Source organism: Dyadobacter alkalitolerans DSM 23607 (assembly GCF_000428845.1).
In the GTDB taxonomy this organism is placed as follows: domain Bacteria; phylum Bacteroidota; class Bacteroidia; order Cytophagales; family Spirosomataceae; genus Dyadobacter; species Dyadobacter alkalitolerans.
The window spans coordinates 220,473-242,327 of the sequence record NZ_AUAS01000002.1 but is presented as its reverse complement, the minus strand read 5'-3'; the positions used below and the strand labels follow the sequence as shown (position 1 = coordinate 242,327).

Sequence of the window (21,855 nt, the reverse complement as noted above, 5' to 3'; positions counted from 1 at the left end):
AAAAGTTACAACTGGAATGTTACCAGGCTTCGCGTCACCAATTCGGCAGGATTTTGGAATTCGATCCTAAGTCAGGTTTTCAGCGATAATTCATCCACGAGTTTTAACCCCAGACCTAAAAGACCTTTTCTGGCATCTTTTTGGGCGAGAATATGCTGGTAGTCTTCGTCACTGAATCCTTTTCCGCCGTTTTCGATGAAAAAGGTAAGCCGGTTTTCGTTGCCATTGATGCCAAGCCGGATCAAACCGTTTTCGTCAGATGCCTTGACAGCGTTTTGAAGCAGGTTACGGATAATGGCCTGCAAATAGTAGGGATCGGTTTGGACCATTGTGCCTGAGGGAACATTGTTTTCGACGCGCAGGTTTTTGGAATCAATGTTCAGTTGCAGCAATTTCAAACTTTGCGAAGCGATGTGGGAAATGTCAACGGGCTGGATATCAGCCTTAAACTGGTTCATCTGAGGTTGGACCAAAGCAGCAGATCTTCCATTGTCTCCAGTAACGATCCTGTGGCGGTCTGGATTTTTTCGCTCAATTCGGCCTTTTGCAGGTCGGAAAGCAGTTTAGGGTTCAGTTGCTGCAATTTCAAAAACTGGTAGACCTGGCTGATCGGTGAACGCAGGTCGTGGCTGATAATGCTGAAAAGTTTGGCTTTTGTATGATTTGCTTCTTCCAGCTCTGCGATCAGTTTAGCGAGTTCTTTGTTTTTTTGATCTAAAATTGCTGCATTTTTTCTTTTATTCCTGTAAATAATGCCCAGCAAAACCAATGATAAGGCAAGCAATGCGAGCCCGGAAATAAGCCAGATCCGCTGCTTTTGCGCTTTATCGATCTGAATGTTCTTCATCTCGATCTGCTGCTGCTTGTCCTTGTTCTGATATTGGGCTTCCGCATCAGCGATGCTTTTCCGGGACGATTCTACATACAGCGAATCACGGATGGGCGCATATTTATCATAATAGGCATACGCCTGCTGCCACTGACCGGTTGCAGCGTAGCATCTGGCGAGCGATTGTAAAAGAAAAGCATGAATTTGGAGACCAAGTGCCGTGCTGTTTGGTTCGGCGGCCTTTAACAATGGAAGGGCTTTCGCATATTGCTTTTGCGCCATGTACAATTCCCCGGTCATGTAGTTCACCTGCGACATCAAGAACTCACCTGCCCATTTCGGTGCCAGATCATTGGCCCGTTTGATGAAAATGGCTGCGCTATCCAGCTTGTTATTGGACATATAATAGTCTGCAAAAGTGAGGTCTGCTGCTATTTTATTGGAGCGTCGGCCTGAATTCTGGTTGTCGGGCGTGATCATTCCGGCCAGGCTGTCGTAGTAAATTTTTGCCATACCCGGTTGTTTCAGTAGAATGTAAACATCCGTCATGTCTTTGTAATGGTGATTGAGATAGGGTTTGTAAGCCACAATGTATTTTCGTGCTTCCTTGCCATAATAGAGGCCTTTTTCACCCTGCGCCATTTGGATATAAATTTCTGAAAGGCTCATCAGATCTACTACCACATCTTCGCGGTCTTTCGTCACACCTTGTTCAATCAGCTTCTTTTTAATGGCGGTGCCTTTCAGCAAATACTGGATCTGCGTGTTGTATTGCCCTTTGACAGAATAATAGTTGCCAATCGTAGCATACAGGGACGCTTTGCTGTTCTCATTTTTGGTGGTATCAATGCTGGCCAGCATTTCCCGGAGCGCTTTGTCGCTTTTGTGCGTGTGCCCCGGCGTATTATAATAGGAAAACAAGAGCCGTTGCAGGACAGTGAGCATGCGGATCGGTAACTTTCCCTTGCGGGCGTCTGCGAGGGATTGCTCGTGGAAGTAAATAGAGCTGTCGGGATCGGCGCTTTCATAGGCGAAGCCCAGATTGTAATGGAATATGGAACGGTAATACCAATCGTTGGCGGGCGCCAGTTTTAATGCGTATTTGGAAACCACTTTCTCACGTTCGACGTCCTCGGCGAGGGCCAGTGTATCGCAAAGGTCAGGGGATAATGGTGTTGTTGCAGACCACTTCCGAATGCCGCAATTCTTTGATCTGATTTAAAGAAACGGCATAGCTGCGGTGCACGCGCATAAAACGGTCGGCCGGAAGCTGCTCCATGAAGCAGGTGAGCGTGGATAATGTAATATAGTTTTTTTGCGGTGTGATGATTTTGGTATAATCCTGCATGGCTTGTAATGAAAACGGCCATATCCACCTCGGCCCGGATCTTGCGTAATAATTCAAGGCCGGAGAACCCAGGCATTTCAATGTCCAAAAAACAAGATCCGGCTTAATGTATTGCTGCGCTTCATAACCTTCCAGCGCACTCGAAAAAGCGCCGCAGTTTTGCAGGAACGGGGATGCTTTTGCGAATTCGGTAATAAAAAGAAGATCCAGAGGATTATCGTCGATTGCAATAAAACGTACATGCGGGACCGTACTGCCGTTCATAAAGGAATGAGTAAATATCGGCTCAATATATGCAAAAGCATCGGCCCGAAATATCCACAAAATAAAAAGGCAGGTTAGGGGTTTTGCCTGTCATTCATGCCGCAAACTTTTCACAGGGTCGGCCAGGGCCGCTTTCATGCTTTGATAACTCACGGTAATGATGGCAATGCTGATGGTGCCGAGGCCGCACAGGACGAAAATCCACTCGTTGATGCGCGTGTGGTAGGCAAATTTTTCCAGCCAGAGATTCATCATATACCAGGCCGGGTAGGCAGCCAGGAGTAAGGATAGCAACACAAGTCTGACGAAATCTTTGTTCATTAATACAAAAATTTCCGTGACCGAAGCGCCTGAAACTTTCCGGATACCGATTTCTTTAGTCCGCCTTTCCGCTGAGAATGAGGCAAGTCCAAAAAGTCCGAGGCACGAAATAATGATGGCGACAGCCGAAAACCAATTAGCCAGCGTCCCCACCTGTATCTCGCTCTGATACATGCGCTCGTATTCCTGATCCACAAACTGGTAATTGAAAATAGCGCCGGGAAGCAGCGATTCGTATTTTTCTTTAAGCTGTTCCATAGTGACAGCTCTGCCATTTTTATTGATCCTGGCAAAGAAAAACCGGGTTTGGAATGGTCGGAACAAGATTACGGTGGGCTCGATCATCTGGTGAACGGATGCGATATGGAAGTTCTCAACTACGCCCGTAATGGTCATTTCCATCCCGTTTACCTGGATTTGCTTGCCAACAGGCTCTTCCAGGTTCATTCTGCGGGCTGCTTCCTGGTTAATGATCACGCCGGCACTGTCCGAAGCCAGCATTGGGGAAAATTCCCGGCCCGAATGGATTTTCATTTTCAGTGTTGATGTCAGATTATGATCGCCGCTGATGACTGCGAACATATTCCTTTCCCGCTGCTGGCCGTTCATCCATTCCACATAGTTGCGCCCGAATGTTCCCTGAAAAGTTGCGCTCGCGCTGGAAAATGCTTCCACGCCAGGCACTTCAGACAATGTTGTGCGGGCCTGCCTGTAACGGTTTACCTGGGACAGTTCCTTAGCCTCAATCCGGACCAGATCATGCTGGTCGTAGCCTTGACTACGGTTTTTGATAAATTCAATTTGCTGATACACAACGCCTGTGCCTACCATGAGAATGCTTGTAATGGTAAACTGCACAATGATAAGCGCCTTGCGTTGCCATGCGGGGCCTGCTGAATTTCCCAGACCAGCGCCTTTCAACACCAAAACCGGCTTGAACGCAGACAGCACGAACGACGGATAAAACCCAGCCAGCAAGCTTGTAAGCAACAGCACGCCGAGCAGGCTCACGGAGTAGGACGGATCCAGCCAGTTGATGGTGATTTTTTTGTCCAGAAAATCATTAAAAAAAGGCAATATGGCATAAATCAAGCCTATGCTGATTAATCCGGCCAGGAATGTGAGGATAAAAGACTCGCCCAGGAACTGTGCAACCAATGCAGATTTTTTTGCGCCGATTGCTTTGCGTATGCCCACTTCCTTCGAACGCCCGGTTGCCCGCGCAATGGATAGGTTTGTAAAATTGATTGAAGAGATAATCAGGACAAAAATGGCCACTATGACAAACAACCGCACATAACTGATACGCCCGCCGCCAGTGTAAACGCCATTTTCGAAGTGGCTTCGTAAATGCCAGTCGTTGAGGCTGTAAGGGAAATAGTTCCATCCCGTGACAAACTCAGGCATATGGCGTTTGGTGATGGGTTTCATCTGATCCCGAAGCTTTTCCATGTTCACGCCCGGTTCCAGAAGCGCAAAAACATGGGCTTTCACTTCCACCCAGGAGGCCGTGCTCATCGAATCGGGCATTGACCGGATAAAGTCAAATTGAAGCGAAGAGTTGGAAGGCACATTTTCCAGGACGCCTTCGATATAACAATGTTCGGCATTCCCGATCCTGATCACTTTGCCGACAGGATCAGCCTGGCCAAAATATTTTTCAGCAAATTTTTGCGTGATCAAAATGACATTTGGCTTGCTCAGCGCAGTTTCCGCATTGCCTTTTAAAACGGGAAAGTTGAATATTTTCAAAAATGCCCGGTCCGCCATGAGTCCGGTTTCTTCATTTGTTTTTTCGCCGTAAGTGAACATTGCTTTGTTTTCCCAGGAGCAAGTGGCATTTACCACGCCAGGGATTTCCCGTTTCATGGCCTCGGCAACCGGCGGCGCAGTAAGCTCATAGGTCTGGGTGGTCTGTGACTCGGTCGCAATGTTGAGCATAACCTTCACAATGCGGTCATAGTTGGGATGAAATTTGTTAAAACTCATTTCATCTTTGACCCAAAGCAGAACCAGCAGCGAGGTCGTCAGCCCGATGGCTAGTCCGCCAATGTTTAGAAACGTGTACAGGCGTTGTTTGAGCAAAACCCGGAGGGCAATTTTTAAGTAATTCTGTATCATGGCTTTTTAGATTTTGGGAATTGGATCAATATGATTTCTCAAATATAGAACTAACTTATACGTTTAAAAACTAAAAGCTTAGTTTTTAAATTTTTGCGTGCTTCCTTTTTTGTTCGTTCCTTAGTAAAATATACATCTATCCTCTATGAGACCGCTACTTTACCTGACCACCACGGCGCTGCTTTCCGTTGCGCACATCTCAACCAGTTTTGCCCAGTCCGACAAACTTTCGCCCAGGGCTGATTCGCTGTTTTCGGAATGGAACAAGCCGGGCAGTCCCGGGGCGGCAGTTGGCGTGGTCCATCAGGGGAAACTGATATATGCCAAAGGTTTTGGAGAATCGGATGTAGAAACAGGCGCGAAAAACGGACCGCAGACCATATTTCACGTCGCATCTGTGTCTAAACAATTTACAGCTTATGCCATTGTATTGCTGGCCCAGCAGGGGAAAATCTCCCTGGATGACGACATTCGGAAGCACATTCCGGAAGTTCCGGATTTTGGTAAAACCATTACAATCCGTCACCTGATCCACCACACAAGCGGACTGCGCGACCAGTGGAACCTCCTGGTCATGGCAGGCTGGCAGCTTGATGATGTCATTACCAAGCAACACGTTTTCAACCTGATCAAAAGGCAAAAAGAGTTGAATTTTGAGCCAGGCTCGGCCTTTGCGTACTGCAACACCGGTTATACTTTGCTGGCTGAGGTGGTCAGCCGCGTTGGTAAAAAGCCGTTCGCCGAATGGATGCAGCAAGAAGTTTTCAAGCCGCTGGGAATGAAAAATACATTGTTTTACGATAACCAGGAGCAGATTGTAAAAGGGCGCGCCTATTCCTTCCATAAATCACAGGAAAAAGACGGCGGATTTGAGAAAGCCATTCTGAGCTATGGTAATGTGGGTGCAACGAGCTTATTTACAACGGTTAATGATCTGTTGTTCTGGATGAACAACTTCCGCACTTCACAACTGGGCGGACCTGCGGTGATGAAACAAATGCTCGAACGCGGCCGCATTGCCAAGGGCGATACATTGCCTTACGCTTTCGGCCTGGCCCACGGAACATACAGAGGTTTGGCTTATTATGGCCATAATGGTGCGGATGCCGGTTTCCGGTCGTCTATCACGTATTTTCCGAAAGAGGATTACGGCTTTATTGTGCTGAGTAACCAGGCGGAATTTGCGCCGGAGAAAAAGGCATTTGACGTGGCGGGAATTTATATGGGTTCTTTGTTTAAAGAAGATAAATCGGTGGCGAAAAAACCTGCTGAAAGTCCGAAAAACGAAAACTATAAATTTGACTCAACCCTTTTCCGGCAGTATGCAGGCTCCTATGAGCTCGCGGAAGCGCCCGGATTCATATTGAATTTCAGGAAAGAGGGCGACCGTTACATGACCCAGGCCACAGGGCAGCAAGCGGTTGAAATGTTCGCTTCTTCCGATTCCACTTTTTATCTGAAAGTTGTAGAGGCTTCGATCGTTTTTCATAAGCCGAAAGAGGGTAAGGTGACTAAAATCACCTTGCGGCAAAATGGTGAACATCCGGGTAACCGCGTGGAGCCAAAGCAGGATAAGGATGTCAGCAAAGCAGATTTTGCGGGACAATATTATAGTCCGGAACTGGAAACCATTTACACCATCAGTTTCAAAGACGACAAGTTAAAACTCGTCCATGTGCATCACGGGGAGGTGGATTTGAACGTGGTTAATAAGGACCGCCTGAATGCGCCCTGGTGGTTTGTCCAAAATATCGAAATGGTCCGCGGAAAGGCCGGAGAGATTACCGGACTTCGCATGACAAACGGACGCGTGGCCAATTTGTGGTTTAAAAGACTCCCTGAAAATTTCGCAAATGATTGATTATCAAGTTATTTACTTGCATTTATACTGCATAGCAAGCGCCCGCTGGTTCATGTAAAATCCATCTTTAGGAAATCCGGCGGCATCGTAGTTGAACTTGTAATCGAGCACGGTAACCTTCCCGCTCATGGAATTGGTTGTGGTGACTTTTGTCCTGTTATTAGTAGAAAGTAAATGTTCCTGATCATCGAAAAACGCCGCCTGGATCTTGTATAATCTTGCAAATGGATTGGGATTATTGTCGTATTCGTATGCGTTGGTCGAAATGAGCTCATTTTTAGTGGAGTATCTTTTCAGTGTTGCCAGATTTCCTTTTGCATCGATTTCCAGTTCAATGTAGTCGTGCGCCTTTTCCACATAGCTTTTCGGGTCGTCGGCCGCGCCGGTCCGCTCGAAAAGGCTTCTTTTGACCCGGGCAATTTTGCCGCCTGACCATTCCAGATTTATTCTCTGACGGGGTATCGTTTTCTTTTCGTACCAGGTCTTTTGGGATAAAAGTCCTTCATTATTGTATTCAAATCGAATGACATTTTCGTTCTCAGAATTGCTGATGGACGACGGCTTGTCCTCATTGTAATAATAGCTGATGGTGCTCTTTAACTTCGTCGTATCCCCAAAATAGCCCGTATAGGCATATGTGGTTCCCGTTATAAGATTTTGTTTGTCATAATTGATCTCAAATTTTGCCCCGCTGCCGGTTGTATCTGTTACATAGCTCAGAAGCATGCAGGGTTCACTTTCAACAGCTGTTTTGTCAACTTCCTTGTCCTTGCAGGCAATGAATGTGAATGTAAGAATGATCAGGGAGAGCGTTTTCATTTGTGGCAAAGTTGAACGGATGAAGTTAGCACACAATTAGTTAACAAAGACGTTAACCACATTGATATACCATTCCACACTTCCGCATTTATAAGCAAGGCCGTTCAAATAGTATAATCCTGCGCTTGAAGCCTTAACACTATTGATAAAATGCATTCAGTAGAGAATCCCAAAGGCATGAAACCACAATTGGCGCAGGTAAGATGGTACCGGATCATTCCCGTTGTTTTCATTACATACAGTCTTGCTTACCTGGACAGGGCCAATTTCGGTTTTGCGGTTGCCGGCGGAATGGCCGACGACCTGAACATTACACCCAACACGTCTACATTACTAAGCTCGCTATTCTTCCTGGGTTATTTCTTTTTCCAGATCCCCGGCGCACAATATGCAGCGCATAAGGCAGCTAAGAAGCTGATATTCTATTCATTGATCCTTTGGGGCGCATTAGCCGCAGCCACCGGAATCGTTAATGATACCACTACGCTCATCGTGATCCGTTTTATGCTTGGCGTTGTGGAAAGTGCAGTTATGCCCGCAATGCTGATCTTACTAAGCCAATGGTTTACCAAAGAGGAGCGCTCCCGCGCAAACACTTTTCTGATCCTCGGAAATCCCGTAACGGTGCTTTGGATGTCCGTACTTTCGGGTTATCTGATCGATTCAATGGGCTGGCGGTGGATGTTTATTATTCAGGGTGTGCCGGGAATTCTGTGGGCTTTTATCTGGTGGAAATTGATTGACGAACGTCCTATTGAAGCAAAGTGGCTTACGGATAGCGAGAAAACAGAACTGGAAAGACGCTTGCAGCAAGAGCAGGTGGGCATTAAACCAGTCAAAAACTATGCGGAGGCTTTCCGTTCCAAAAAAGTCATTCTGTTATCGTTACAGTATCTTTTGTGGAGCGTAGGCGTTTACGGGTTTGTGATGTGGCTGCCGTCGATCATTAAGGCTGCGCCGGATATGAATATGGTTACCACGGGATGGCTGTCGTCTGTTCCTTACTTGCTGGCTGTGATCGGGATGCTGAGTGCCTCTTATTTTTCTGATAAATCCGGCAACAGAAGTATTTTCATCTGGCCTTTTCTGCTGGTTGCAGCCATTTGTTTGTATGCAACTGTCTGGCTTGGTCCGGAGAAGTTCTGGTTATCCTATGCGTTACTGGTGATTGCGGGCGGGGCGTTATACACGCCATACGGGCCTTTTTTCGCAGCCATTGCGGATGTTTTGCCTAAGAATGTGATCGGCGGGGCAATTGGGCTTATCAATAGTCTGGGTGCGCTGGGTTCGTTTGCCGGGTCCTATCTGGTAGGTTATCTCAATAGCGAAACCGGTAATTTCAATGCTTCCTATACATTAATGTCCGGGGCGCTGGTGCTTGCCACGATCATTACATTACTTGTGATCCCAAACCCTAAAAAGCGGAACGTTATCCCGACAGAGACTTTTTAAGTAGTTCTTTTAATGGTCAATGACTGCGATATGGCATCTCCTTCCCGGACGATGCCGGTTTCCAGTCCTATGACATTTTGACCAAAAAATATATCCTTTCCCTCTTTGCGGTAACCCATCAATACTTTCAGCGTCTCGGGGCTCTTGATCCCTGTCTTGGGATCAATGTTGACCATTACGCATCGTTCACAGGGTTTTGCAACCTCAAAGCGTGTATTTCCAATCGTTATGTATTTCCAAAGATCTTCCTCAAAAGGTGCAGTGCCCGAAACAACGAAGTTGGGGCGGAAGCGCTTCATTTCCACGGATTGTGAAAGTCTGCCGTTCAGATCGTCCAACGAGGCCTGGGATATGAGCAGAAACGGAAAGTCGTCTGCAAAGCTCACCGTACGATCGGTTACGGCATAAACCGAGCCCATTTTGCGGTGTGTATTAGCCTTGCTGACAAAGGAAGAAATAGAGCAAAACCGGAATGAAAACGACGGTTTTCTTGAATTGGACTATATTTTCGAAAATGCTTTTAAAGACCTGTTCCGCGACAAAGATCCGGAGTTTTACGAAAGGATCCGGGAGCTGAACATAGAGCAGTTTGTGGAGTCGATGATGGCTGTGCGTGAAAAAACGGAGCCATTCAAGCTTTTCAGAAAAGAATATGTAGAGGCGGAAAAGTCGATCCGGAATGAGGAGTCGATACATAGTAAACTTGTTCCGGAAAGCAAAGGCGGTATAACTTATCATGATACGGATGAATCAGGTGAAGAGAAGGCCATTTATTACAACACCTTTGTGGATTGTATCGGTCAGCCGCATTTGCCTTTTGAAAGTTTTCCGTTCAAAAGCCTCATCGCCGATGGAACTGTTATGCCCGCACATTTAAAATTCAGGTCTTCGGCAGAAGGCGGTGCAGCCATTGCAGATGGCAACGAGAATGTGGAGCAAACGGCCAGGGAAGATTTCTACCTGAAAGTGCCAGGGATTGCCATTACAGACCATTTTCAGGTTTTGGAGCGTTCGGGTTCTACGAATCGCCAGATTTATGTTATGGCCGTTCCTTACATCGGAGGTTATAACCCGGATTATTCAGGCCTGGATTTCTGCGAGCAAGCATCCTTGACGATTGTGGAGAGCATTTTAAAAGAGTAGGGTATTTTACAAAAGTTGCTATGTCAGATATTTTGTGAATAAATAAGTATTTTACCTGAGTGACGCGCTTGTTCTCTAACAATAATCTTAATATCCAAAATGTTCAAACCCACCTTATTTGCTTTGCTTTTGAGTTTCGCCTATGTAGGTGCTAAATCACAAGCCCTTAACACGCTGTCTGCCACGGAAAAAAAGGACGGCTGGAAGCTTTTGTTCGATGGTAAAGACTTCAAAGGCTGGCATGCCTATGGCGGCAAGCAGGTGGGGACGGCCTGGATTATCGAACAAGGTGCCATTAAATTGAATGTGCCTGAACGAGCTGGAAATAAAGCAAAGAATGGCGGAGATATCGTTACGGATGAAGTTGTGACCGGTGATTTTGAATTTAAGGCTGAATGGAAAGTAAGCAAATATGCCAACAGCGGCATTTTCTTTTTTGTAACAGAAGCAGCCAAATACCCGAATATGCACACAACAGGCCTGGAATTACAGGTGATCGATGATAAAATTTATGAAGGTGCCAAGGAAAATACACACCGCGCCAGCGACTTTTTCGGCATTGCCAATGCGCGTTTACGCGAAGGAAATCCGGAGGGAGAATGGAATAAAATCCATTTTATAGTAAAGAAAGGAAAGCTTACGGTGTATCAAAACGAATTCATGGTCCAGGAGCACGACCTCAACAGCGCTGACTGGAAGCAAAAAGTGGCGAACAGCGGACTCAAAGCAGCACCCATCTCCAAAGGATCCTATGACGGGCGGATCGGGTTGCAGGACTGGGGAAGCACGGTTTGGTATCGCAACATTAAGTTGAGAAAGCTTTGAATTTATAAAATCAAAAAATGTTTTGCGGTTATAAAAGTAAAATGGTACTTTTGGAATCATAAAATTGTTATCAATAATAACAATTACTCAACTTCCATCATGAACCAGACGACGCCAAAAAGCGATCTTGCCAAGCGGCTGCAAGACGAGATCCTTTCTTTGCAGGGCTTTAAGACCGCATCGGAAGGGGCAAAAAGTTCGTTTGATTTTGGAGCATTGGAAAAGGCATTCCCGAACCAGGTTTTCCCGACCGGGGCGGTTCATGAGTTTTTGAGTGGTGCTAGGGAAGACGCCGCGGCAACCACGGGTTTTATGATGGGGCTGCTGGGTAAATTGTTGCAAAAGGGCGGGGCTTGTCTATGGATCAGCATGAACCGCACTCTGTTTCCTCCGGCCATGAAGTTTTTTGGCATTGAGCCGGACAGGGTTATTTTTATAGATCTCCTGAAAGAGCAGGATGTGTTATGGGCAGTGGAGGAATCATTAAAATGTGAAGCGCTCACTGCCGTAGTAGGAGAGCTCAATGAAATCACATTAACCCAATCCCGCCGATTGCAACTTGCTGTGGAGCAGAGCCGTGTGACCGGTTTTTTGCATCGTTGCAATCCGCGGAACCTGAACACATTAGCTTGCGTTTCGCGCTGGAAAGTGACACCTATTCCCAGTCAGCTGGAAGATGATATGCCCGGTGTAGGCTTTCCCCGCTGGCACGTCCAGCTTCTGAAAGTGCGCAACGGGGAACCCGGTGAATGGAAAATGGAATGGTCGGACGGGCGTTTCAATTATCTGGAACAAGAAGTAAAGATGGCGACTCCATTCCGCAAATCTACTTCGCCATCTGCCGCTTAAAGAATGCCCAGGTTTCTTCGAAGATGTCGAAATCGGTCAGGAATTCGTGTTTGCCGTTGATGACTTTTAATAATGTTACTTCGGGTTTTCCCTTCTTTTGATAGGTGTATTTTTCGACAGTAACATTGTTGGTTTTGTCGCCATCCGGCATCATTGATTTGGCAGGCTCACCGCTGTAACCATCCAGTTTTGCCCAGTATTGAAATGACTGATCTGTCGCGCGTACAGTGCCTAGCGTTACACCCGCAGTTTTCACTTCACCGCCATTATAGGGGTTGGTTTCATCGGCAGTTCCGTTGGTAATCATGACCGGCAGCGGTTTGTTCATAGCCACGCAATCCATATTTTCATCCGTCGGAAGGTTGGCAACAATCGCCGAAATGGCCCGGATTTTATCAGGCATGGTCAGCGCCAGCTTGTACGACATATGACCGCCACCCGAAAATCCGGTTGCAAAAACGTTTGCTTTGTTGATCTTGTATTTATCGGAAAAGAAGTCGATCATTCCGGAGAAAAATGCTTCTTCATTTAAATTTTCCTTGTTGGCAATTGCTGTTGAGGCTTTTCTGCATTCATTCCAATATCGCTTATAACCAGCCGGATATACCAGCACAAGGTTTTCAACCTCGGCCCTGGCTTGCAACTTCGCAGCTCTCGGCGCAAATCCCATCGGTTCACCACCCGAGCCATGCATCAGAAAAATAAGGCTTGCACCCGGCTTGACCTTCACGGATTTGTCATAAACAAAAACGCGGTGATGGCCTTCAATGAGCAAGGAATCGGAAACCAACTGCGCATTTGCAGACATGGAAATAGAAAGCAGCGAAGGAAGAATGTACTTCAACATATTTGGAATAGGGGGCTAAAATGTTTTGGCGCAAGTTACCTTTTAGCCGATGTTTTCTCTACAAATCCTTTAAATAAACTCAGCCAGCCCTGTCCTATGCATTTTCAAGCGCAGCAATATCAAATTTACTCATCTGCATAAATGCCGCGATCACCCTCGGCGCCTTTTCAGGATCCGACATTAATTTGGACAAAACACTTGGCACTACCTGCCAGGACATCCCGAATTTATCATCCAGCCACCCGCACTGATTGTAGGAACCGCCTTCACCTAGTTTCTCCCAGTAATAATCGATTTCTTCCTGCGTATCACATTCAACCACAAAGGAAGTAGCCGGAGAGAACTGGTAATGCGGACCGCCGTTCAGCCCCATAAATTTGAACCCATTCAGCTCAAATGTCACCACCATCGGGTTCTCAGAAGTGATCTTGGAACTTTTGAAAATAGAACAATAGTAATCCGCAGCTTCCTTCGCATTTCCATTATACCAAAGGCAAGGATAAAGTGGCTTGATCATGTTGTTGGTGATTTATTTACAAGTAGTTAGTTTTTACTTTATTAAGATTAAAAACTCATTTGCTACTGATGGTTGTACATAGATATCCTTGGATCAGTTGAGAAAACGCTTTTCCGGCTTCTTAGGAGTTGTGATTCGTAGGCAGAATAAAGATTTTAATATCTTTGGTTTTTTAAAACACACTATAACTAAAATGAATATTGAAAGTTACACGACCGAGCTGATCGGTGAAGCGGAGTTTAAGTTTTTCAGTGAAGGCAGGAATGGTCGTTTTGAAATGAGGATCCGTTTCGAGCCGATTGGTGAAAACCTATTTAATCTTGCTTTTGGATTACTCGCAGATGATTTTAAAACGATTGATGATAGCACGGAGCTTCGCAATGGCGATATGAACCTAATTCTTGGTACTGTTGCATCGAAAGCTATTGAATTTCTCAATGTACATCCCAGCGTGAGTATCTACGCCACGGGCCTGATTTTGCCTGGCAAATTGGCTGTCAGAACACGAAAATATCAGATTGGGATAAACAAGAATCTCTCTTATTTATCAGAAAGACATAACATTTACGGTTTTAGGACAATTGATGACGCCAATCCTGGACTGGCGGGCGGCTGGCCTTACGGACGTTCCGGAGTGTGGGAAGTATTTAAACCAAACACAAATTATGATGCATTTTTGTTAAACCTAAAATGATTGGTTAAATTTGAATAAACCATTTTAGAAAAACGTATGGCAACAGCAACTGTTAATAGAAGGGAAAGCCTACATATCGAAAGAGCTAAATCGAAAGATTCCAAGGTCGAAAATGAAGTTGCTCCGCCGCTATCAAAACAAGCGCAAGAGGCAAAAATCTTCCTGGAAAGGAATCCGATTCCCAAGGAATTTTTAAAACAAAATTGACGGCCCTGTGCGTGCGGACCGTCATTTTTATGTTAACTTAACCTCAGCCCTGCACCTTTGCCAGATACGCATCCAGCTGGTCGAATGTTCCGCTGAATCCTTGGTGCATATTATCCAAAATTGAAAAATACGTTTCTTCCTGTGCAGGTGTTGCGTTGATGGGGTAACCCTGGATCGTCAATGTTGTTACTCCGTCTTTTTCTTCTAATGTAATCTTGTTGAGTATTTCCAGAGGGAAATCCATTGGAAATGGCGAGGTGATGATGTTCCCTTCTGCATCTGCAAATGAGTTGATGAATTCCATCAGATCGGCACGCTGAATGTTTTTATACTGAAATAATCCCCACATAACGTGACCGTTCCCTTCCATTTTGTAATGCGTACTCCCGCCTGTCCGGAAGTCAAAGCGTTCAACGGATAGATTGCTGCCGGCCGGGCCCCACCATTCGCCAAATGCTTCGGGTGATGCAAATGCGTCGAATACAAGCGTTTTAGGTGCTTTAAACTCCCTGACAATTTTCAATCCTTCTTTTTGTGCTGTTTGCTGGTCCATATTACTGATTGTTTGATTGGTTCGCGTTTGGATCATCACTTAATTGGTCATTTGCCTGGATCCGGGTTAGATAGCTTCCCAGGGAATCGAATTTTTCATTCCAGAATTGTTTGTATTGATCTACCCAATTTGACACTTCACTTAGTCCGTCAAGCTTTGCCTCACAAAACCTTTCACGGCCTTCCTGCCGGATAACCACCATTCCGCATTCCGTGAGGATCTTAATGTGCTGGGATATAGCTGGTCTGCTGATCTCAAAATTGTCTGCAATGGCATTGAGGTTCATGGATTTATGTGCGATTAGGCTGATAATCTGCCGCCGGGTAGGATCTGCTATGGCTTGAAAAACGTCACGTCTTGCTCCAATGGACATATATGTAAGTATTTGCTTACGCAATATTAAATGTAAGTATTCGCTTACGCAAATTTTTACAAGAAATCTGCATAAGATTTTACAGAAAGGATTATTTCAGTTTAATAAGCGGATGGTTAAGCCCGTTGATCTCGTTATTAACGATCTTGTATTTGGGCAGACTTTTTAGCAGTTGGGTTAAAGTCTTGAACCCATAAGTGCGGGAGTCGAAGCTTGGGTCAATTTTTCGAAGGGATGATCCTAATTTGGAAATAAGCGCTTCCTCTTCCTCGTTGGTGGATATTTCAAATGCCTTATCAATGACCGTCATATCAATTTTCGGATACTTTATCTTTATTTCCGGTTTTTTAGGATCCTTTTTGATTTTCTCTTGTGGTGTGACGTCGATCTTTTTAATCTCCGCTTCTTCTGATGTCGCATCCAGTTCCGCAATCAGGTTTTCGCTGAAAGTAAAGATCTCGCAGGAATTGACGAATGCAAGCGGGGTGGTTTTTCTGCCAATCCCCATAACGAAAAGCCCTTCCTCTCTGATCCTTTTGGCTAGCCCGGTGTAGTCGCTATCGCTTGAAACGATGCAAAATCCGTCCACACTTTTGCTGTGCAAAATATCCATTGCGTCGATTATGAGCGAGCTGTCCGTGGAATTTTTGCCTGTCGTATAGGAAAATTTTTGAATCGGACTGATTGAATGATTGTTGACAGTTTCTTTCCAGCTATTCATGTGAGAACTCGTCCAGTCGCCATAAATTCTCCTAACCGTAGCTTTCCCATATTTGGAAACCTCTTCCAGCATTTCCTTCATAAACTTTGCCTGTGCATTATCGCCATCGATTAATACCGCAATGTTGAATTTTGTTTCGCTCATTTATTTCGACGGTTTTATGAAATTTGCTGGTCCTGGTATAATGGTTTGTCTGGCCTACAAGTTAAGTTTTTGTAAGTAAATAAATGTTGCTGCTTAACCATTAAAAATACTTTCCTGAAAATTTGTGCAACTATAAAGTTGCACATATATTTGCAATCATAACGTTGCATAATTATAAAAAGCGTATGGCAAAAGAGTTTAGAAGAGATGTGTTTCAGGCCATTGCGGACCCAACGCGCCGGGCCATACTGACCATGGTTGCCGTGCAAGCAATGACGCCTAATGCTATGGCTGAACATTTCAATACCAGCAGACAGGCAGTTTCAAAACATATAAAAATTTTGACCGAATGCCAGCTGATAAGCCAAGAATCATCTGGCAGGGAAATTTATTACCACTTCAATGCAAAGCAGATGAAGGAAGTGGATCAGTGGCTGGAACAGTTTAAAAAGCTTTGGGAAGATCGGTTTAATCAACTAGACGAAGTATTGAATAACTTAAAACCAAATGATTATGAAAGCTAACCTGTTTTTGAATTTTACAGTTGACAAGGAAAATAAAAAAATAAACGTTGAACGGGAATTTGCTGCTCCGGTAGCGAAAGTTTGGGCAGCCTGGACACAAAAAGAACTTCTGGAACAGTGGTGGGCGCCAAAACCCTGGAAAGCAAGGACCAAAGAAATGGATTTCCGAGAGGGCGGACACTGGTTATATGCCATGGTCGGGCCGGAAGGAGAGGAGCATTGGGCGCGCATGGAATACAAATCGATCACGACACAACAATCCTATTCAGCTTTGGATCATTTCTGTGACGAAAGTGGAAAACCAAGCGACTTTCTTCCAGGCTCTCAATGGCTTATATCCTTCAATGAAAACAATAGCAATACGATCGTAGATGTTTTAATAACATTCAACGAACTTTCCGATCTGGAAAAACACCTTGAAATGGGTTTCAAAGAGGGCTTCCTGATGGCATTCGAAAACCTCGACGACATGTTGGAACCGCAGCAGTAATTTATTCTATATATCTCTTTAAAGCTCCTCAATCTCCGGCTTGGTTGAGGGGCTTTTTTGTTGATGTCTGATAAAACAAAGTAAAGAAAATTCTTGCGACTATACAAGAGATTTGATATCATTGTGACCAAATTATAGATATCAAAAATATCATTTATATTTCAAAAGATTAATAATCAAGTGTTTATGTAAAACAATTGCTACTATGCACCAGCGCTTTGCCAACATATGGTTCCGACATTTAATCACAGACTGGGTTGTGACTGAACGTCCTGAGCTTGCTAACGAGCAGTTTGTTTTAGCGGCTCCCGAGCATGGGAGAATGGTCGTAAAAGCGGCCAGCCCGAAAGCGATTGAAAGTGGGATCATGGTGGGAATGGTGGCTGCTGATGCCCGGGCCCTTTTTCCGGCCTTAAAGGTGATAGATGACGACCCCGCTAAGGCAGCCGTGTTGCTGAACGAGCTCGCCGAATGGTGCATACGCTATACGCCCATTGTTGCAGTAGACTTGCCCGACTGTTTGATGCTTGACATCACAGGATGTGCACACCTGTGGGGAGGTGAGCGGGCTTACTTGAAAGACATCGTCATCAAACTCAGGCACAAGGGTTATCAGGTAAGCGCCGCCATAGCGGATACAGTGGGCAGTGCTTGGGCGGTTGCGCATTATGGCCAGGATAAGCGCATTGTGCCGCCAAATGGCCTGTCCGGAGCATTGCTGCCTTTGCCACCGGCGGCCTTACGGCTGGAAGCATCAATTCTGGAACGCATGCAGAAGCTGGGGTTATATCAGATCCGGGATTTTATCGATATGCCGCGTTCGGTGCTGCGCAGGCGCTTCGGCCAGCAGCTTTTGGATCGGATGGACCAGGCTTTCGGACATGCCATAGAGGTTATTCAATCGGTTAAACCGACGGTGCCTTACCAGGAAAGGTTACCATGCATGGAGCCGATTGTAACGGCCGTTGGCATTCAGATCGCTTTAAAACGGCTTTTGGAAACGATATGCCGTCGCTTGGTGAAGGAAGGGAAAGGATTGCGGACGGCCGTTTTCACGGGTTATCGCGTGGATGGAAAAGTGGTGCAGATTGACATTGTGACCAACCGGGGATCATTTCATGTAATGCACCTTTTCAAGCTTTTTGAACTGAAAATATCCACCCTCAGGCCAGGAATGGGTATTGAGCTATTTGTGATGGAAGCCCCTGTTACAGAAGATGTTAGTGAGGTCCAGAAAAAGCTTTGGAATACGCAGGCAGACTCGGGAAATGTAAATCTGATCGAGCTGCTGGACAGGCTTGCAGGCAGGGCAGGCATGGAGACGATCCACCGGTATCTTCCGGATGAACATTATTGGCCGGAAAGGTCTGTTAAAATCGCTGATTCCCTGCTAGAAACCCCTCAAACGGCCTGGCGGATCGACAGGCCCAGGCCGATCATTTTATTGGCAAACCCGCAACTGATCGATGTGGCTGTGCCTGTGCCGGATTATCCGCCGGTGCTGTTCCGGTTCAAAGGAACGGTCCATTATATGAAACGTGCCGACGGCCCGGAGCGGATTGAAAGGGAATGGTGGCTGGAACAAGGCATGCATCGGGATTACTATTGTGTTGAAGATCAGGATGGTGCGCGATTCTGGATTTTCCGGCTCGGACATTATGATCATGATAATTCCAAATGGTTTATCCACGGTTTTTTTGCTTAACTAAATATGTGCTACACGGAATTACAGGTGACGACTAATTTCAGCTTCCTTCGTGGTGGATCGCACCCGGAGGAATTGGTGCAGCAGGCATTGCTATTTGGATACAAAAAAATCGCGATCACGGACCGGAACAGCCTGGCTGGAATTGTCCGGGGCCATGCGGCTGCAAAAGGAAAGGACATTCGTATCATTCCGGCTTGCCGCCTGGATTTGCTGGATGGGCCCAGTTTGCTGGCTTATCCCACTACGCAACAAGGTTATGCCCGGCTTTCTTCTCTGTTAACCGAAGGCAACCTGAGGGCGGAAAAAGGTCAGTGTCATTTATACAAAGCAGATGTTTTTCGGCATGCGGGTGAAATTAAGTTTATAGTTGTTCCTCCTGCTGCTTTGAACAGTCATTTTGATTTTGAACCTGAATTCAAACACGCATTAAAAGAATACAAGAGGGCTTTTGGCAAGAACGTTTACATCGCTTCGGCCCGCTCGTACCAGGGCGATGATACGAAGAAGCTGCACCGGATTTCGCAGCTGGCCCATCAGCAGGACATTCCTATGGTGGCCACCAATGATGTGTACTATCATAATCCGGTGCGAAGAGAATTGCAGGATATTCTTACCTGTATCCGTGAAAAATGCACGATTCACAACGCAGGATTTAAGCTTTATCAGAATGGGGAAAGATTCCTGAAACCCATTGATGAAATGCAGCGGCTGTTCAGGCAATATCCGGATGCAATCCAGCGCACGCAGGAGATTGCGGACGCCTGCCAGTTTTCGCTGAATGAACTCAAATATGTTTATCCTGAGGAAATTACGAGCTCCGGTAATTCGGTAATGATTGAGCTGGAAACGCTAACCTGGAAAGGGGCCAGGGAGCGTTTTGGCGATTGCATTCCTCAAAAAATTGAAGATGCGATTGCATATGAAATGAAATTCGTGGAGGAAATGGATTATGCGCCCTATTTTCTTACCGTTTATGACATTGTCCGGTTTGCGCGTGAACAAAAGATACTTTGTCAGGGCAGGGGATCAGCCGCTAACTCCACGATTTGCTATTGTCTTGGCATTACGTCGGTGGATCCGTTGGAAATCGATCTGCTTTTCGAGCGGTTCATATCTTCAGCCCGTAATGAGCCACCCGACATTGATGTGGATTTTGAGCATGAACGCAGGGAAGAAGTGATCCAGTATATCTATAAAAAGTACGGTCGTGACAGGGCCGGAATTGTGGCTACGGTAACACAGATGCATCAGCGTGGGGCCATCCGTGATGTGGCCAAGGCAATGGGAATGTCGCTGGATGCTATTAATCGCCTGGCCAATTCAATCTGGGAATTTACGGATGAATGGTTTGAAGGCAAACGTGTTGCTGAACAGGGATTTAATCCTAATGACCCGCATTTGCTCAAAATTCTGGACTTGACCAGGCAGTACGTTGGATTTCCCCGGCAGCTAGGGCAGCATACCGGCGGTTTCGTGATTACGCAAGGCAAACTTTCCGACCTGTGCCCCATCATGAATGCGCGTATGGTGGACAGAACCTGCATTGAATGGAATAAAGATGACATTGATACCCTGGGTTTTCTCAAAATTGATGTGCTCGCTTTGGGAATGCTCACTTGCATCCGGAAAGCTTTTGATCTGGCCAAAAAACATTACGACAAAGACTATACGCTGGCCAACATTCCCCAGAATGACGAAGGTGTTTATGATATGATCTGCAAGGCGGATACGATCGGTGTGTTTCAGATCGAAAGTCGTGCACAGCAGTCCATGTTGCCCCGATTGAAACCAAGATGTTTTTATGACCTTGTTATTGAAGTTGCTATTGTACGTCCTGGCCCTATTCAAGGAGATATGGTGCATCCTTATTTACGTCGTAGAAATAAGGAAGAGGAAGTAATTTATCCTTCCAAAGAACTGGAAGACATTCTGGGCAAGACATTGGGCGTGCCCTTATTTCAGGAACAGGCTATGAAAATCGCGATTGTGGCAGCCGGTTTCACACCTTCGGAAGCGGACGAATTGCGGCGGAGCATGGCTACTTTCAAAGTGAAAGGAATGGTAACCCGGTTCGAGAAAAAGCTTGTGGCCGGTATGACGGCACGTGGTTATACCGAGGAATTTGCATTGCGCGTTTTCAGGCAATTGGAGGGATTCGGGAGCTATGGTTTTCCCGAAAGCCATGCTGCGAGTTTTGCATTGCTGGTGTATGTTTCCTGTTATCTGAAATATTACTATCCCGATGTGTTTGCCGCTGCATTATTAAACAGTATGCCGATGGGTTTTTATCAACCGGCGCAGATTATCATTGATGCCAGAAAGCATGATGTGGAAGTAAGGCCCGTGGATATCAATTACTCCGAATGGGACAATTTACTGGAAGAGAAGACCGGGACATACTGCCCGATCAGGCTGGGTTTCAGGCAGATTAAGGGAATGCGGGAGGAAGATATTGCGGCGCTGCTAACGGCAAGGCAAAGGCCATTTACCAACATTCATACCCTGCGTGATGCAGGTGTTTCGCAAGCTGCCCTGGAAAAACTGGCCGATGCCGATGCATTCCGGTCCATAGGGCTGGACCGGCGGCAGGCGCTCTGGGAAGTGTCCGCAATGAACGACAGGCCTATCGGATTGTTTGAAGGTCAGCCATCGGAAAGCGCGTCGGAAGCAGCCGTAAATTTGCCTCGCATGAGCGCTTCGGAGCATGTGGTTCAGGATTATGCTTCTACTTCCTTGTCTTTAAAAGCGCATCCGGTCAGTTTTGTGCGGGAAAAATTGGAAATGCTTAATGTTTTTTCAACCAGAAAACTGGATCAGATCGGAAATGCAATGAAGGTGAAAGTCGCAGGACTGGTGCTGGTAAGGCAGCGGCCCGGAACTGCCGGCGGGGTTTGTTTTATTACCATTGAAGACGAAACAGGCTTTGCAAATCTGGTTGTATTTCAAAGTCTTTTTGAAAAATACCGAAAGGAAATCCTGTATGCCAGACTGTTAATGGTTGAAGGGAAGTTGCAGCGAGAAGGAGATGTGACGCATGTAATTGTATCGAAATGCTACGACCTTTCTGTTTTACTCAAAAAACTGACAGCCGTTGAGGATGAAAAACCAAACATTCTGACCCTTTCGCGGGCAGATGAAAAGGATGAGTATGCTACAATGGCCGTGAACAAAAGGACACAGGTCCGCAAGGATGTGCAAACAGAGATTTTTCCCAATGGTCGAAATTTCAGATAGCGCTTTTACAA

22 protein-coding genes are annotated in these 21,855 nt (G+C 45.9%); 11 read left to right on the top strand and 11 right to left on the bottom strand.

Annotated features, from left to right (window positions below):
* Positions 1–71: 71 nt before the first annotated feature.
* From G395_RS0104175 to G395_RS0104160, 4 genes are all read right to left on the bottom strand, one after another.
* Entirely contained in the window at positions 72–458 is a 387-nt protein-coding gene (locus G395_RS0104175) for a sensor histidine kinase (protein WP_026628926.1), read from the bottom strand.
* The gene (locus G395_RS0104170; RefSeq protein ID WP_026628925.1) at positions 455–1,942 is read right to left on the bottom strand and encodes a hypothetical protein; all 1,488 of its coding nucleotides are present in this window, start codon (positions 1,940–1,942) and stop codon (positions 455–457) included. Before G395_RS0104170 ends, G395_RS0104175 begins: the two co-directional genes overlap by 4 nt.
* Before the next feature lie 46 nt (positions 1,943–1,988).
* Entirely contained in the window at positions 1,989–2,441 is a 453-nt protein-coding gene (locus tag G395_RS32370; RefSeq protein WP_026628924.1) for a LytR/AlgR family response regulator transcription factor, read from the bottom strand.
* 90 nt (positions 2,442–2,531) lie between these two features.
* The gene (locus G395_RS0104160; protein ID WP_026628923.1) at positions 2,532–4,883 is read right to left on the bottom strand and encodes an ABC transporter permease; all 2,352 of its coding nucleotides are present in this window, start codon (positions 4,881–4,883) and stop codon (positions 2,532–2,534) included.
* Between the two features lie 145 nt (positions 4,884–5,028).
* On the opposite strand from G395_RS0104160, the gene G395_RS28490 reads away from it, so the two are divergent.
* Positions 5,029–6,744: a serine hydrolase domain-containing protein gene (locus G395_RS28490; protein ID WP_051349971.1), complete on the top strand. Its 1,716-nt coding sequence runs from the start codon at positions 5,029–5,031 to the stop codon at positions 6,742–6,744.
* A gap of 12 nt (positions 6,745–6,756) precedes the next feature.
* Here G395_RS28490 and G395_RS0104150 read toward each other — a convergent pair whose 3' ends face one another.
* Positions 6,757–7,563 carry a hypothetical protein gene (locus G395_RS0104150; RefSeq protein WP_026628922.1) on the bottom strand — a complete coding sequence of 269 codons (807 nt, stop codon included), beginning with the start codon at positions 7,561–7,563 and terminating at the stop codon, positions 6,757–6,759.
* A 150-nt stretch (positions 7,564–7,713) separates the two neighbouring features.
* On the opposite strand from G395_RS0104150, the gene G395_RS0104140 reads away from it, so the two are divergent.
* Positions 7,714–9,015, top strand: coding sequence for an MFS transporter (locus G395_RS0104140; RefSeq protein WP_229203958.1), 1,302 nt, complete (start codon positions 7,714–7,716; stop codon positions 9,013–9,015).
* Here the strand turns inward: G395_RS0104140 and G395_RS28485 are convergent.
* Complete coding sequence (locus G395_RS28485; RefSeq protein ID WP_051349970.1) at positions 9,012–9,434, bottom strand: MOSC domain-containing protein; 423 nt, start codon at positions 9,432–9,434, stop codon at positions 9,012–9,014. The two genes, G395_RS0104140 and G395_RS28485, sit on opposite strands and share 4 nt — an antisense overlap.
* A 1-nt stretch (position 9,435) precedes the next feature.
* On the opposite strand from G395_RS28485, the gene G395_RS28480 reads away from it, so the two are divergent.
* From G395_RS28480 to G395_RS0104120, 3 genes are all read left to right on the top strand, one after another.
* Entirely contained in the window at positions 9,436–10,158 is a 723-nt protein-coding gene (locus G395_RS28480) for a hypothetical protein (protein WP_157486540.1), read from the top strand.
* Between the two features lie 99 nt (positions 10,159–10,257).
* On the top strand, positions 10,258–10,983 hold the full coding sequence (locus G395_RS0104125) for a 3-keto-disaccharide hydrolase (protein WP_026628920.1): 726 nt from the start codon (positions 10,258–10,260) through the stop codon (positions 10,981–10,983).
* Positions 10,984–11,082: 99 nt separating this feature from the next.
* Positions 11,083–11,832 carry an ImuA family protein gene (locus tag G395_RS0104120; protein ID WP_026628919.1) on the top strand — a complete coding sequence of 250 codons (750 nt, stop codon included), beginning with the start codon at positions 11,083–11,085 and terminating at the stop codon, positions 11,830–11,832.
* Here G395_RS0104120 and G395_RS0104115 read toward each other — a convergent pair.
* Positions 11,810–12,679, bottom strand: a complete 870-nt coding sequence (locus tag G395_RS0104115) for a CE1 family esterase (RefSeq protein WP_026628918.1) — start codon at positions 12,677–12,679, stop codon at positions 11,810–11,812. The genes G395_RS0104120 and G395_RS0104115 overlap by 23 nt on opposite strands.
* Before the next feature lie 94 nt (positions 12,680–12,773).
* Positions 12,774–13,196: a VOC family protein gene (locus G395_RS0104110; protein WP_026628917.1), complete on the bottom strand. Its 423-nt coding sequence runs from the start codon at positions 13,194–13,196 to the stop codon at positions 12,774–12,776.
* Between the two features lie 88 nt (positions 13,197–13,284).
* On the opposite strand from G395_RS0104110, the gene G395_RS30945 reads away from it, so the two are divergent.
* Positions 13,285–13,890 carry a DUF6934 family protein gene (locus G395_RS30945; RefSeq protein WP_211237741.1) on the top strand — a complete coding sequence of 202 codons (606 nt, stop codon included), beginning with the start codon at positions 13,285–13,287 and terminating at the stop codon, positions 13,888–13,890.
* 36 nt (positions 13,891–13,926) lie between these two features.
* Positions 13,927–14,097: a hypothetical protein gene (locus tag G395_RS31960; protein ID WP_157486536.1), complete on the top strand. Its 171-nt coding sequence runs from the start codon at positions 13,927–13,929 to the stop codon at positions 14,095–14,097.
* 43 nt (positions 14,098–14,140) lie between these two features.
* Here G395_RS31960 and G395_RS0104095 read toward each other — a convergent pair whose 3' ends face one another.
* The 3 genes from G395_RS0104095 to G395_RS0104085 form a co-directional block, all read right to left on the bottom strand.
* On the bottom strand, positions 14,141–14,650 hold the full coding sequence (locus tag G395_RS0104095; protein ID WP_026628916.1) for an SRPBCC family protein: 510 nt from the start codon (positions 14,648–14,650) through the stop codon (positions 14,141–14,143).
* Position 14,651: 1 nt separating this feature from the next.
* Complete coding sequence (locus tag G395_RS0104090; RefSeq protein ID WP_026628915.1) at positions 14,652–15,023, bottom strand: ArsR/SmtB family transcription factor; 372 nt, start codon at positions 15,021–15,023, stop codon at positions 14,652–14,654.
* A gap of 91 nt (positions 15,024–15,114) precedes the next feature.
* A complete protein-coding gene (locus G395_RS0104085) occupies positions 15,115–15,888 on the bottom strand; it encodes an NYN domain-containing protein (RefSeq protein ID WP_026628914.1) in 774 nt (257 codons plus the stop codon).
* A 185-nt stretch (positions 15,889–16,073) separates the two neighbouring features.
* Here G395_RS0104085 and G395_RS0104080 point away from each other — a divergent pair, with 185 nt between their 5' ends.
* The 4 genes from G395_RS0104080 (at position 16,074) to G395_RS0104065 (ending at position 21,844) form a co-directional block, all read left to right on the top strand.
* On the top strand, positions 16,074–16,412 hold the full coding sequence (locus G395_RS0104080) for an ArsR/SmtB family transcription factor (RefSeq protein ID WP_026628913.1): 339 nt from the start codon (positions 16,074–16,076) through the stop codon (positions 16,410–16,412).
* Complete coding sequence (locus tag G395_RS0104075) at positions 16,402–16,902, top strand: SRPBCC family protein (protein WP_026628912.1); 501 nt, start codon at positions 16,402–16,404, stop codon at positions 16,900–16,902. The genes G395_RS0104080 and G395_RS0104075 overlap by 11 nt, the downstream gene beginning before the upstream one ends.
* A gap of 205 nt (positions 16,903–17,107) precedes the next feature.
* On the top strand, positions 17,108–18,607 hold the full coding sequence (locus G395_RS0104070) for a Y-family DNA polymerase (RefSeq protein WP_026628911.1): 1,500 nt from the start codon (positions 17,108–17,110) through the stop codon (positions 18,605–18,607).
* A gap of 6 nt (positions 18,608–18,613) precedes the next feature.
* A complete protein-coding gene (locus tag G395_RS0104065; RefSeq protein WP_026628910.1) occupies positions 18,614–21,844 on the top strand; it encodes an error-prone DNA polymerase in 3,231 nt (1,076 codons plus the stop codon).
* Positions 21,845–21,855: the final 11 nt, after the last annotated feature.

Excerpts from the sequence above, each read along its gene's own strand:
- G395_RS0104175 (WP_026628926.1), bottom strand. The coding sequence starts at position 458 with ATGAACCAGTTTAAGGCTGATATCCAGCCCGTTGACATTTCCCACATC.
- G395_RS32370 (WP_026628924.1), bottom strand. The coding sequence starts at position 2,441 with ATGAACGGCAGTACGGTCCCGCATGTACGTTTTATTGCAATCGACGAT.
- G395_RS0104160 (WP_026628923.1), bottom strand. The coding sequence starts at position 4,883 with ATGATACAGAATTACTTAAAAATTGCCCTCCGGGTTTTGCTCAAACAA.
- G395_RS28490 (WP_051349971.1), top strand. The coding sequence starts at position 5,029 with ATGAGACCGCTACTTTACCTGACCACCACGGCGCTGCTTTCCGTTGCG.
- G395_RS0104150 (WP_026628922.1), bottom strand. The coding sequence starts at position 7,563 with ATGAAAACGCTCTCCCTGATCATTCTTACATTCACATTCATTGCCTGC.
- G395_RS0104140 (WP_229203958.1), top strand. The coding sequence starts at position 7,714 with ATGCATTCAGTAGAGAATCCCAAAGGCATGAAACCACAATTGGCGCAG.
- G395_RS28485 (WP_051349970.1), bottom strand. The coding sequence starts at position 9,434 with ATGGGCTCGGTTTATGCCGTAACCGATCGTACGGTGAGCTTTGCAGAC.
- G395_RS0104125 (WP_026628920.1), top strand. The coding sequence starts at position 10,258 with ATGTTCAAACCCACCTTATTTGCTTTGCTTTTGAGTTTCGCCTATGTA.
- G395_RS0104120 (WP_026628919.1), top strand. The coding sequence starts at position 11,083 with ATGAACCAGACGACGCCAAAAAGCGATCTTGCCAAGCGGCTGCAAGAC.
- G395_RS0104115 (WP_026628918.1), bottom strand. The coding sequence starts at position 12,679 with ATGTTGAAGTACATTCTTCCTTCGCTGCTTTCTATTTCCATGTCTGCA.
- G395_RS0104110 (WP_026628917.1), bottom strand. The coding sequence starts at position 13,196 with ATGATCAAGCCACTTTATCCTTGCCTTTGGTATAATGGAAATGCGAAG.
- G395_RS31960 (WP_157486536.1), top strand. The coding sequence starts at position 13,927 with ATGGCAACAGCAACTGTTAATAGAAGGGAAAGCCTACATATCGAAAGA.
- G395_RS0104095 (WP_026628916.1), bottom strand. The coding sequence starts at position 14,650 with ATGGACCAGCAAACAGCACAAAAAGAAGGATTGAAAATTGTCAGGGAG.
- G395_RS0104090 (WP_026628915.1), bottom strand. The coding sequence starts at position 15,023 with ATGTCCATTGGAGCAAGACGTGACGTTTTTCAAGCCATAGCAGATCCT.
- G395_RS0104085 (WP_026628914.1), bottom strand. The coding sequence starts at position 15,888 with ATGAGCGAAACAAAATTCAACATTGCGGTATTAATCGATGGCGATAAT.
- G395_RS0104080 (WP_026628913.1), top strand. The coding sequence starts at position 16,074 with ATGGCAAAAGAGTTTAGAAGAGATGTGTTTCAGGCCATTGCGGACCCA.
- G395_RS0104075 (WP_026628912.1), top strand. The coding sequence starts at position 16,402 with ATGAAAGCTAACCTGTTTTTGAATTTTACAGTTGACAAGGAAAATAAA.
- G395_RS0104070 (WP_026628911.1), top strand. The coding sequence starts at position 17,108 with ATGCACCAGCGCTTTGCCAACATATGGTTCCGACATTTAATCACAGAC.
- G395_RS0104065 (WP_026628910.1), top strand. The coding sequence starts at position 18,614 with ATGTGCTACACGGAATTACAGGTGACGACTAATTTCAGCTTCCTTCGT.